General features: G+C 63.8%; 7 protein-coding genes and 2 pseudogenes. 4 read left to right on the forward strand and 5 right to left on the reverse strand.

Translation table 11 applies throughout. The annotated features are described in order from the left end of the window. The first annotated feature begins 14 nt into the window (after positions 1-14). The gene (locus ACIQVI_RS15805) at positions 15-878 is read left to right on the forward strand and encodes a hypothetical protein (protein WP_403595741.1); all 864 of its coding nucleotides are present in this window, start codon (positions 15-17) and stop codon (positions 876-878) included. A gap of 1274 nt (positions 879-2152) precedes the next feature. Here ACIQVI_RS15805 and ACIQVI_RS15810 read toward each other — a convergent pair. Continuing rightward, a complete protein-coding gene (locus ACIQVI_RS15810) occupies positions 2153-3310 on the reverse strand; it encodes a hypothetical protein (RefSeq protein WP_403595744.1) in 1158 nt (385 codons plus the stop codon). 1390 nt (positions 3311-4700) lie between these two features. Between ACIQVI_RS15810 and ACIQVI_RS15815 the strand changes: the two are divergent. Beyond that, a pseudogene (locus ACIQVI_RS15815) lies at positions 4701-4856 on the forward strand (DUF255 domain-containing protein); the annotation flags it as partial. 494 nt (positions 4857-5350) lie between these two features. Here the strand turns inward: ACIQVI_RS15815 and ACIQVI_RS15820 are convergent. Beyond that, positions 5351-6142 (reverse strand): annotated as a pseudogene (locus ACIQVI_RS15820) (IS5 family transposase). A 204-nt stretch (positions 6143-6346) separates the two neighbouring features. Here ACIQVI_RS15820 and ACIQVI_RS15825 point away from each other — a divergent pair. Further along, positions 6347-7207, forward strand: a complete 861-nt coding sequence (locus tag ACIQVI_RS15825) for a hypothetical protein (protein ID WP_403595747.1) — start codon at positions 6347-6349, stop codon at positions 7205-7207. A gap of 16 nt (positions 7208-7223) precedes the next feature. Here the strand turns inward: ACIQVI_RS15825 and ACIQVI_RS15830 are convergent, their stop codons facing one another. The 3 genes from ACIQVI_RS15830 to ACIQVI_RS15840 form a co-directional block, all read right to left on the reverse strand. Continuing rightward, positions 7224-8090, reverse strand: a complete 867-nt coding sequence (locus ACIQVI_RS15830) for a TIR domain-containing protein (protein ID WP_403595750.1) — start codon at positions 8088-8090, stop codon at positions 7224-7226. Between the two features lie 46 nt (positions 8091-8136). Then, entirely contained in the window at positions 8137-8676 is a 540-nt protein-coding gene (locus tag ACIQVI_RS15835; RefSeq protein WP_403595753.1) for a hypothetical protein, read from the reverse strand. 785 nt (positions 8677-9461) lie between these two features. Beyond that, on the reverse strand, positions 9462-10028 hold the full coding sequence (locus ACIQVI_RS15840; RefSeq protein WP_403595756.1) for a Uma2 family endonuclease: 567 nt from the start codon (positions 10026-10028) through the stop codon (positions 9462-9464). A gap of 150 nt (positions 10029-10178) precedes the next feature. Between ACIQVI_RS15840 and ACIQVI_RS15845 the strand changes: the two genes are divergently transcribed. Next, entirely contained in the window at positions 10179-12197 is a 2019-nt protein-coding gene (locus ACIQVI_RS15845) for a thioredoxin domain-containing protein (protein WP_403595759.1), read from the forward strand. Positions 12198-12221 lie beyond the last annotated feature (24 nt).

Raw genomic sequence — 12221 nt, forward strand, 5'->3', positions numbered from 1 at the left:
AAAGGAAACCACCGGTGGACGACGAGACCCCCAGCACGGACGTCACCCTCCGGGCCACGCTCGACGAGCAGGCCGCCGCGCCCCGCGGCGAACTCCTCGCCCACTGGTTCCGCACCGCGACCGACCTCCTCTTCCCCGCCGGGGAAAAGGAGTTCTCCGACTCCTGGGCACTGGTCACGGAGTCGATCGACGGCGGCCGGGAGGTCCGTGTGCGCGATGTACGCGCCCACTGGCCGCACCTGGCCGACGCGCTGCGGCCCTCGCCGTTCTACGCGGCGGCGGGCTTCCACGAGCCGTCCCCCGGCGACAGCGACGACTGGATCGACGACTCCGGCCGGATCGGCGGTGTACGAGCGGGCCGCGGCGGCAGCCACACCGAACTGTCGGTACAGCTATGGGGCGGCGAGCGCGTCGCCGACGCCGCCTGGTGCGCACACCTGGTCGACTTCCTCGCCACCGCCCTGGACGGCGCCGACCCCGCCTTCGCGCGGATCGACCACCTCTCCTTCGAGGAGACCACCGACCTGGAGGCGTCCCTGAAACGCCCCCACCGCCAGGCGCTGCGCGAATCCCGAACCCTCCTGCGCGGCTACTCCTGGGTCACCGGCGTCCCCGCTGAACTGGCCGCCCGGCTCGGCGGCCCGGCCACCCTGAAAGCCACCGGCGCCTTCCACGCGGTACACGAACTCCACGCCGGCGGCCTCCTGCTCCAGGCCACCGAAACCCTCGCCGACTACGACCACCCGCACCTGGAGGCGGTGTTCCACGCCCTGGCCCCGGTACTCCCACCGGGCACCCCGGAAGAGGCCCCCGACCGCCCCACCCCCCGAATCGTCTTCGCGGACGCGAGCCGCCTCCGCCCCAGCAGCGGTTCGTGACCTCGACAGTCTGTCCGTCCCTCTGCCGGTCGACCGCTCCGTATGTCACCGGGTCCGGCGCACTCGCTGAATCTGTAAGTGTCGAACAGGCGCGATGCCTTACGGCGCCTGGTGTTGATTCCCGTGTTGCAGTGAGGCGAGAGCGTGAACACGGTAGGCAGGGACGGCGGATCGCGGACTCGTCGTGGTCAACGTGTCTGCCCTTCCACACCTGCCGACCACCTGTCTGCTCAGCAGTGGTGGGAAGCCGTCTCTCCTGGGACGTGCAGACCTTGACCATGAAGGCATTGGTACGCCTTCGACTGCTCTCCGCCTACCTGATTAACAGACCGGTGAGGCCAGTCCGTAGTACGGACTGGCCTCACCGTCGTCCCGGCCGCAGAGGCTGCGTCTGTTTGCGCGGCGACGAGAGATATCAGGACCGCAGGTCCTTCAACGCTTTGATTGCCGCAGGCATGGCGAGGAGGATCCTGGCAGCTGCCGCGGAGGCGGCGATGCCTGCGATCCACGCAGCTGTTGTCGGGACACCGGAACGGCTGGCAAGTGCATATGCGAGCAGACCGGTCACGGCCGAAAGGAATCCGGCGACCGACATCCACGGCAGCACCCAGGCGCCCGAGCGGTTCTGAGCAGGACGGCCAGCCTCGGGACGTTTTCTCCCAGGGCAGCGGAGGCGATAGCGACTCGGCCGGTTCGAGGAGGGCGGACCGCAGGTCGACGTGGAAGCCGAGCTCGCCTGCCACCCTCTGGTTCGAGCGTGATGAGGGCATGAGCGTCGTGCCGTGACCTTCCGCACCGTGCCCGTGCGCAGGAGTCGTGTCTCCTCGGATGGGCTCGAACATCGAAGTGGGCCCTGAGTACTGAGCTTTGGTCGGCCGGTAACGGCTGAGGGGCTACGCCCGTACCGGGAGAGGTGCCGACAGCTTCGTCTCGGAAAATCGACCAGGGTGACGCAGGCAGCCCAAACCGCGGGTGCCACTCGACGCATCGTTCCTTCTGAGCGGCGCGCGCTGCCAATGGTAGACAGGCTGCTCGGCAGAAAGCGCGAAAGGTGTGCCCGATGGTGTGAGTCGCCTTGGTTCCGGAGCGGGTTTTTACTACCCTGGTGGACGGCTCTCGATTTTGATGAGGGCATACTGAAGCCCCCTTCTGGGACGGTGTCCCTACGTGGGTGGGTGAACGGAAGGGCCCTGGCGGGGGCAGAATTGGACCTCTTCACCGCCAGGGCCCCGCTTTTGGGGCTGCTTCTTTTCGCGACGGCCGCGAGCGCGGATCTAGAGCTTGATGCCCTTGGCGCCTGTAGTGACGTCGACGAAGCGGCGCAGTCCCCGATACATGGAGAGCAGCTCCTCTTCGCTGAGTTGAAGCAATTCATGCAGCATGATGGGCCGCCCGGCGAGTTCGCCCAAGTGGACGAGTTCTGTCAGCTGCGACATCGGCTGAGCTGTCTGGGCGTCAACGCTCCGGGCTGCCTGTGGCGGGATCGCATCCACCCGCAAGAGGGATCCGTCGTCCGGCGTCGGCTGGGCGTCGGGGGCGTCTTCGCTGTCGAGCATCTCGTCCTCGGTGATCCCGGCCCGGCCGACCGTGGTATGGGGGTAGTCAGGAAGAGGTTCTGATGGAGTTTCCTCGAACGAGGCAGCGGTATCCGATTGGCTATCCGGATCACACTGGGCAGAGTTCGGGGGTGAGTCGACCACAGGATCCGTTGCCGTCGCCCGACTGGCATCCGCGCCGTGTGAGCTGCGCTTGGGGTCGATGGCCTCGGGTCCCACCTGATGCGCTGTTTCCGATGACTCGGCGGCGAAAGCATGGTTGAAGATCTGCTCGCCATCGCTGGCGCTGGTTACGTCCTCCTTCAGCTCTACTGCCGTTGCCGTATCTGCCGCTTCAGTGGATGCAGTGACACGGGCTTCGGCATTCCAGCGGACGTATCCCTCACGTACAGGAACGAGCAGCCGAGCTTCCAGCAGCCACATGATGAGGATCTCCACCTCACCGCGCCGATCCTCCGGTGCGCGGGCGGCTACCAGCAGGCGATTTGCCAGATCGGCGCGCTGCCCACCATGTTCCCCGAGCGTCTCACGAGCGATTGCGGCGAACCAGGTGCTGTCCAACACGATCGCCAGCTCGCGACGTCCGAGCGTCTCGCTGCGTTCCCAGGCTTCCGCGATCCTGCGTGCTGCCGGCGTAGCACGGTAGATGCCCCGACCGCCACCACGCATCAGCAAGCCGCAAGAATGTAGAAACGCGATCACCAGTCCTTTTCGATGATCGGAAACGCCGGGCACCTCCAGCTGTCGGCTCGTGAAGACGCCCATATGACGCCCGACAGCGAGCGCGACCTTCAATTGATCCGGTTGGCGCGTGCGCACTGTGGGGAGCTGGTGACGCAACGCGCTTTGTTCCCTTTTTTTCCGTGGCTGGCTCATCTGCCTCCCTCCTACAGACGATCTTGCTGTTTTCTGAAGACAGCAAAGCAGAGTCAGCTGCTTTCAGGGATGAGCGACACGGCCAGTGCAGCTGTGGGGGTGCAGCCATTGACGGCTTGACGGGGATTCCGTGTGACCGTACGTACCAGCAGGTCAGCGAGGCATGAAGACATGCTTCAGGATGGTGAGGGCGCCCTTGGTTGCCGTGCTTGTTTCGGTGGCTCGCATGTCAGTGACGGCACCTTTCGCTGTCATAGGGGCTTCCTTCGGTGCCTTCACATGTTGCAGCGTTCCGGATCCATGCATGTGCTCGTGTGGTGAAGCGTCCTGCTTGGGTCATCTCGACTTGACAGGCTTCGTCGCGAGTGTGCTCTGGTCAATGCAGATTGCATAGCCGGGACCAGCGCACACGTGTGTACCGGTCTGAGGGCATGTGGCCTCACCCGGGAGTTGATCGACCTGCGAACCATGGCTGGCGGTTACTCATCACCGAAGCTCACCCCATGTGCCGATCGTGCTGCCAATTCGGATGCCACGCAGTGGCTTTAACTGTTCTGGGTAGTGTGCATTCAGTCAACGAAGGCTAAATGGAACGAAGTTGTTGGCGTGGTGTTGTTCGGCCCGTCGTGCGCCTGGACGTCTGTCACCCTCTCTCCGTCAGGTCTGGCAAACTCCACGAAAGCTTAGATTTATGAATCAACTCTCTTGTAAATCAAGGAGCTTAGGCGCTGTTAGCTTTTACGCGACTGTGAAAGGTGCGGGCCCTGGCGATTCACGTCGTCACGGGCCTCAAGTGGTCGAGGGGGTCTGCGTCTCTGCAGGGTGAAACACTGCGTTGGGCGCCCTGGCCATCCGTGGGTGACAGGTCCACGCCCGACGTTGTCCATAGGCCTTGAAGTTATCGACTGTGCACGGGTTGAAGTGCAGTGGCCCCTCTCTTCAGCGTGCTGACTCACCTTCGTGGTCCGGAGGGTGAGTGAAACGTTCTGCATACGAACGTCGGGGTCCGTCTCGACCTTCCGGCCCGGCCCCACAGCGACATCCAGTGTGTTGGCCAGGGTTTGGGGGGCCGGTCGGTCGTTCTGCTGGGGGCGTGCGGACTCATGGTGACCACCCCGTCCAGGAAGCCAACGCCGACGTACTGTTTTGCAGTGATCCGTGTGCACGTCCACATGGACGTCATCTCCCGGCGGTCACAGAGTGTCTCTGCGGAGGTTCCCTGTGAGGCTCGCCGCAGTGCGCCCGGCTAGCTGCCTCAACGATTGGATTGCCCAGGCGGGTTGTACGGGCGGCAAGGTTGCGGAAAGCGGCGTAAGCGCAATTCGGCCGAGCGAGACGAGTCGATGGGGGTTTCGCCGGTCGCGCCAAGTGCTGTGAGAGGCTGGACCGTATGAACCGGCTGGCTGGTGTGACCTCCCCGTATCTGCTTCAGCACGCTGACAACCCGGTCGACTGGTGGCCGTGGGGACCCGAGGCGTTCGAGGAAGCGAAGCGGCGCGATGTGCCCGTGCTGCTGTCGGTCGGTTACTCCGCGTGTCACTGGTGCCAGTGAACTTACACAACCAGGTAGTCCTACCCTGGGGTGTTGCCAGAAGGTAGCCGCATGGACACATACGATGAGCAGCCGGACGCAAGCATCAACGCTTGGGTAGAGGCCGAGTTGGACGCCTCGCCCGAGTGGGGGCCAGAGAAGTACACCACCATCCGCCAAGCTCCTGGAGGACAGCTCACCCGCTGTCGCTGCCGAGTAGTAGCGGCACGGAGCCGTAAACTGCGGCCCGCGCGCACGGCACCACTGGGACTGGGGCAGTTTTCGTGGTCGCGACTGTGTGAGTCCGGGGTGGTTCAGCCGAGGTCGGGCTTCCCGCAGAGCTGGTCAGCCCGACCGGCAGCGCTCCACCACCCGCAGGCCGTCGCACCGCCTGGCTGAGAGTAACCGCCTCTTTGCGCTGCAACAGACGACACTGCGCTGCGTCTGGCCGGTAGTTTTCCCAAGCTAACTGCCGCTGCGGAGGGGATGGTTGCCATCAAAGAGCCATCTCATTTGGCGAGCCTGCGGCGGGAGATCAGGGGCAGGCGGTACTGGTAAAGGCGAGGAAGCGATCAGCCTTGCGTTCGTAGCCTCGGTGGAGGCGGCGGCAGTCGGCGAGTCAGGCCATGGTGCATTCCACGGTCCAGCGGTGGCGGGCCAGCCGTTGCGAGGGCTCGGCTCCCTTGCGGGCGATGCCGCGTTCACGTCACCATCGCCGCAGGTGGGCGTAGTCGTAGTCCCTGTCGGCGTGAAGTTTGCCGGGATTACGCCGTCGTCGGCTGCGGCGTGAGCGGATGGGCGGGATGCCCTTCACGAGCGGGATCAGGGCCTGGCTGTCGTGCAGGTTGGCCCCGGAGATGCCGACGGATAGGGCACCTGATCGTTCCGCGATCAGGTCGATCTTCGAGCTGTACTTGCCCCGGTCGACAGGGTTCGGGCCTGTCAGGTCCCCCTTTTCAGGGCCTGCATGTTCACCGAGTTGATCGCGCAGCGCGACCAGTCCATCTCGCCTCGGGCGCCGAGTTCGTCAAGGACCAGGCGGTGGAGCTTGGCCTAGACCCTGGCCTTCGACCACTCCGAGAAACCGCCGGCGGACGGTCGCCCAGGACGGGCCGAACGACGCTGAAGGTAACTGCTGCCAGGTACAACCCGACGTAGTTACGAGGGGACGATCACGGCCAGCACCTCCCGGTCGCCGTGTCGACGCCCCCGCCCTGCGGCCGCGACGGCGCCTCCGGCACCACCCGCTGGAACAGTTCCCACAACTCGTCCGGCACCCGCCGCTCAACGATCCCCACCATGACTCACAGACCACCGAATCCCCCAAATGCGATGACTTCTTAGCATTCTAGAAAATTGCCGCATCGGACGGGAAGCGTTTCGTTCAGTGGCTTTCCACTGAAGCGAACTTGGCTGCAGTGATCGATTTTTGAATGTAAACGTTCATCATCGATCAATCTACCTGTTCGGTGACGTTTCGTAGTCAAGTCCAGTAGGCTTTTGGAATGGTCATCGATAGCGGGCTTCCTCTGGATGCGCCCACGCCCCGCCTCGTTCAAGTCACTCCAGGGATGGCGGAGATCCTGCTGTCTCGAACAGTAGTAAATCGTCGCTTGGACTGGGGGCAAGTAGATTTCTTGGCTGATTCAATTATCCGCGGAGAGTGGCAGTTGACACATCAGGGAATTGCCCTCGATGGGCCCCTTGATACTGGATTTCTACTTGACGGACAGCACCGATTGAATGCCGTCATCAAGGCTGGCGTCGCAGTGTGGATTTACGTTTTTGAAGGACTTCCGAGAACGGCCTTTCCTGTCCTGGATACCGGGAAGCGTCGAAGCGGCGTGGACACTCTTTCTTCCACCGGTGAGAAGTATCTGCCCGTGCTTTACTCCACGATTCGCCACGTTATTCTGTTTAAAAACATGCCAGATTCCTCATGGAGTGGCAATGGGGCTCGAATCGCGAACGGTCGGATTCTTGCGGCCTATAACGAGGATAGCGGAATGTATCGAGATGCAGTGGCGATGGGCCGTGAGATTTCTAAGCATGTATTTGCTAGTCAAACCGGAATGGCGGTGGGATATTTTGTCACGACTGAGGCGGCCCCTGCAGTGAAGGCGGAAAGTTGGATTGACGGACTAACCTCAGGCGCAAACCTTGAAGTTGGAGATCCGCGGCTTGCTCTGACCAAGGTCCCTCATATGAAGAAGAGGGGTGCCAAGCGTCGATATACCATGCGTGAGCAAGTGGCAATTTACATTAAAGCGTGGAATGCGTGGGTTCAGGAAGAGAAGGTCGAGAAACTGAATTTCAAGAAGACAGAGAACATGCCGATGCCTGTAGAAGAGAAGTTCGACCGATGAATCGATGGCAAGCACACTAAGGTAGGCCAGCGCTGCTGCGGAATAGTGCGTCCCCTGACTCGTTCATTACGACCACAGGTCTGCTTAGAGACTTGGCCAAACGTTCAATGAAAGCGCGTGACAAAAATGCGCTACCGTCTGTCGGGTGTCGTGCAGTAATACTCACCTCGGTATTTCCCCATGAGGACTTAGTTACCCGCCATCCGATTTTCGTAAATGATGCCTGGATGAACTCATCTTCGCTGATGCGTCGGCTGCGCGACAGCTTTTCCTCTGCTTGATTCACTTCCCCTTCTAGGCTCACTCCACGATATTCTAGTTTTCGAACCAGCAGTAGAATTTCCTCAAGCATCTCCGCCTCAGACCGTTCAGCTGGATTTCGCACACCTTCTGGGAGGGGCACTTTTTGGGCCTCCTGGAGGGCACTTTCCAATTCGGGCCAACTTCGCGTGAATGATCGTTCAAGGCGGTCCTCCGAAACCGTTCGCCCGGATGATGCCTTGTTCAGGTCGCCAATGAGCTTCCGGACGTCTTGCCGATTTCCCCCTACGGTTGCCTGGAACTTGGATAGCGGTCCGGTTAGGTCTGTAATCTTCATGTCGATGAGGAACGGGGTGACATGTGCAATCTCAAATTGTTTTGCAAGTGCCCCTGCTTCGAAGTTGATCCACGTCGATGCCTTGTTCTCGGGAGTCACGCAAATAATCCCGAAATCCGTTGTGGCAAGTTCGTGGGCGAGCTCATCCATCCCCCTACCGCCTTTGGCGATGTCTTGACTTGAGACCCATGGATCAATCTCTTGGATAACATCCGGAAGCCAGTGCTTGAGAGCTTCGGCAACTTTTCTGGAGCGCTCTCCGGACCAACTCAAGAACACTTTCATGAGGGAGCTCTTCTCTTCAGCAACTCACTGTCAAAGGGCCAAGTTGTCATGGGCGTCGGTTTGATTTCAGCAGTTCCTCTTGCTCGACTTTGAGCGTGATGTAAGATTCGCGCACGTACGATAGAAAACCGCTTCCCGGGTGACGGATCAACGTAGAATCGTTGACGGCAACGGTTTCCCAGTCGGCCAATAGGGCATCGTAGGTCGCTGCATGGGCGCAGAAGTCAATTACCACAGACGGCATCTCTCTTTCAATAATGAGATCTCCGCGAGTGGTGACGATTTCTCTTATCTGTTGGGCCCTTGGGGCGAATACCGTCTTAACCCACACGTGCCAACGCGTCGACACCGACTCGGTCAGCGAGCGCTCTGGCGATTCTTCCGGATCGAATGGAAAGTATGTGCTGCGGTATTCTCTCCATGCTCTTTCGTTAGTTTCCGCCAAAACGAGAAGCGGGCCGTATAGGTCTTTTAGCTGGCTACTAACCCAATTGATCCGTTCCTTTCTGAGAGATCTGCGAACTTCACCTCGGTGATTCATCCAGAAGACCATGATCGCGATTGCGACACCGGCTCCAGCCGTCACGATTGATGCGTACATCCCTGTCCTCCATGGTGTGGTCCGCAAGGTATCCAGGTGAAGTCGACACTAAACCTCTCCGCCAATAGAGGTATTGTAATTTTGTCTGCATTTCTGGGGTTGGTGAGATTGATTACTGTGGCCGATGGTCAATCGCTTCCAAGCGGCTGCCAGGATATGAAATGCCCAGATTTCTGTTGCCCATAGACCCCTCACCGGCCGCGTTGCTGGTGGCTCCCATGTGCCGTGCGGTGCTCCCTGGTGCAGCGCCTTGCTGTCCGGCCGCAGTCGACCGTCGGAGGGTACGTTCGTGTGCTGGTGGAGCTCGTCCAGATCCTGGCTGCCGCGCATGCGACGTCCTTGCCGAGCGCCCACGATTATCTTTGCTGCTTCCTGCAGTGATGCCTCCGGCCGTCATCTGGGATGCGCAAGTACGTGATCAGGGAGGCTGCGTAGGAATGAAGGTGGGTAATCTCGTCCGGTGGTGCGAGGCCGATGATCTCACCTGAAAGTCAAGGTCGCTCGCACATGTCTTTACCCTCAAAGAGGCACGCTCCATGACTATGGGCGCTTCGACGTGTATAGCCCGGGAACTCCCATGAGCAGGGTGGACTCTGCAAGAAGCCTGTCGAGGGCGGCCTGAGCCTCAGGGGTTGGCGGACGCAAGGGAGGGGCGTCGACCGGGATGGCATAGGCGATCAGTACCGTGACCACCACGGTCCGGTCCGCCGTCAGTCACGGCACCACCCTGAGGCGAGGAGCGCCGATGCAGACGTGAGCTCTTTCCCCTTTCAGGTGGTTCCGAGGTCGACAGTGACGGGGAACGGAGCGGCAGTCTTGATCGCGCCGGTGAACATCTCGCCGTCCCTGTAGGCCTTGGTGGCGGGGTCGAGGACGTAGGTGTAGACGATCGGGACGCCGGTGGCGGCCTGTTCAACGCGCCAGTAGAAGTGGATGCCCGCCTTGGCGTACTGGTCCACCTTCACGATCCGGTCCGTCGTCTCCGAGCCGGGTGACACGACCTCGACGACCAGGAGTACGTGCTCGGGCCGGGTGGGTGTGAGGTCGATGGTGTCCGCCCGGTAGACGATGACGTCCGGACGGCGGTTGGTGAGCGGAACGTCTTGCAGACGGACGTCGAAGTCCGTGTCCGCGTTCCACTCCGGGCCTGCGGCGGCGTCCAGGGCATTGGCCAGGACCCGGGCCAGCCGGTTGTGCCGCTTCGAGGCGCTCGGGCTCACGACGACCATCCCGTCCACGACCTCGATGCCGGCGCACTGCTCCTCGGACCAGGAGTCGTACTGCTCCGCGCTGATCTGCGTGTGCATCCACGCGGGCGCCACCATCTCGGCGGACATGGTGTACCTCCTTCGAGGAGCCTCGACAGGGCAGGTGCTGTTGCGCCCAGCCTACTGTCGGGGGCTGCCGGGCCGCCCGGTTCGGCGGAACACCGGGGGGCTCGCGCCGCTTTCACCGGCCGCGTCAGCCGCTGTGAGAGGCTGGACCGTATGAACCGGCTGGCTGGTGTGACCTCCCCGTATCTGCTTCAGCACGCTGACAACCCGGTCGACTGGTGGCCGTGGGGGCCCGAGGCGTTCGAGGAAGCGAAGCGGCGCGATGTGCCCGTTCTGCTGTCGGTCGGTTACTCCGCGTGTCACTGGTGCCACGTCATGGCCCACGAGTCCTTCGAGGACGACGCCACCGCCGCCCTGGTCAACGACAACTTCGTCGCCGTCAAGGTCGACCGGGAGGAGCGGCCGGACGTCGACGCCGTTTACATGGAGGCCGTGCAGGCGGCCACCGGGCAGGGGGGATGGCCGATGACCGTCTTCCTCACGCCGGATGCCGCGCCGTTCTACTTCGGGACGTACTTCCCGCCCGAGCCCCGGCACGGGATGCCCTCCTTCGGTGAGGTCCTGGTGGGGGTCCGGGACGCCTGGGCCGGGCGGCGGGGGGAGGTGGACGAGGTCGCGGAGCGGATCGTCAAGGACCTCGCCGGCCGCTCCCTCGCGTACGGCGGCGACGGCGTCCCCGGCGAGGAGGACCTCGCGCAGGCCCTGCTCGGCCTCACCCGCGAGTACGACGCCACCCGCGGCGGCTTCGGCGGCGCGCCCAAGTTCCCGCCGTCGATGGTCCTGGAGTTCCTGCTCCGCCACCACGCCCGCACGGGCTCCGAGGGCGCCCTCCAGATGGCCTCCAACACCTGCGAGGCGATGGCCCGCGGCGGCATCTACGACCAGCTCGGCGGCGGCTTCGCCCGCTACGCCGTCGACCGCACCTGGACGGTCCCGCACTTCGAGAAGATGCTCTACGACAACGCCCTGCTCTGCCGGGTATACGCGCACCTCTGGAAGGCCACCGGCAGCGACCTGGCCCGCCGGGTCGCCCTGGAGACCGCCGACTTCCTGGTACGGGAACTGCGCACCCCCGAGGGCGGCTTCGCCTCCGCGCTCGACGCCGACTCCGACGACGGCACCGGAAGGCACGTCGAGGGCGCCTACTACGTCTGGACCCCCGGGCAGCTCGCCGAGGTCCTCGGGCCCGAGGACGCCGCCGTCGCCGCCGCCCACTACGGCGTCACCGAGGACGGCACCTTCGAGGAGGGCAGTTCCGTCCTCCAGCTCCCGCAGGACACGGGCGTCGCCGACGCCGGGCGGATCGCCTCGATCGCGGACCGGCTCCGCGCCGCCCGCGACGAGCGCCCGCGCCCGGGCCGGGACGACAAGGTCGTCGCCGCCTGGAACGGCCTCGCCGTCGCCGCGCTCGCCGAGACCGGCGCCCTCTTCGACCGTCCCGACCTGGTCGAGCGCGCCACCGAGGCCGCCGACCTGCTCGTCCGGGTCCACATGGACGAGGGCGCCCGCCTCACCCGTACGTCCAAGGACGGCCGGGCCGGGGCCAACGCGGGCGTCCTGGAGGACTACGCCGACGTCGCCGAGGGCTTCCTCGCCCTCGCCGCCGTCACCGGCGAGGGCGTCTGGCTGGAGTTCGCCGGCTTCCTCCTCGACCTCGTCCTCGACCGCTTCACCGCCGAGGGCGGCGCCCTGTACGACACGGCCCACGACGCCGAGGTCCTCATCCGGCGCCCCCAGGACCCCACCGACAACGCCACCCCGTCCGGCTGGACCGCCGCCGCCGGAGCCCTGCTCTCGTACGCGGCCCACACCGGCTCCGAGGCCCACCGGGCCGCCGCCGAAGGGGCCCTCGGCGTCGTCAAGGCCCTCGGCCCGCGCGCGCCCCGCTTCATCGGCTGGGGCCTGGCCGTCGCCGAGGCCCTCCTCGACGGCCCCCGCGAGATCGCCGTCGTGGGCGACCCCGGCGACGAGGCCTTCCGGGAGCTGCGCCGTACCGCCCTCCTCGCCACCGCCCCCGGCGCCGTCCTCGCCGCCGGCGCCCCCGGCGGCGAGGAGTTCCCCCTCCTGGAGGACCGGCCGCTGGTGGCCGGGGGACCCGCCGCGTACGTCTGCCGCCACTTCACCTGCGACGCCCCCGTCACCGACCCGGACGCGCTGCGCCGGAAGCTCTGAGAAGGGCCCCGGAACGGGGACGGC

The sequence above is a fragment of the Streptomyces sp. NPDC098101 genome (assembly GCF_044760185.1).
In the GTDB taxonomy this organism is placed as follows: domain Bacteria; phylum Actinomycetota; class Actinomycetes; order Streptomycetales; family Streptomycetaceae; genus Streptomyces.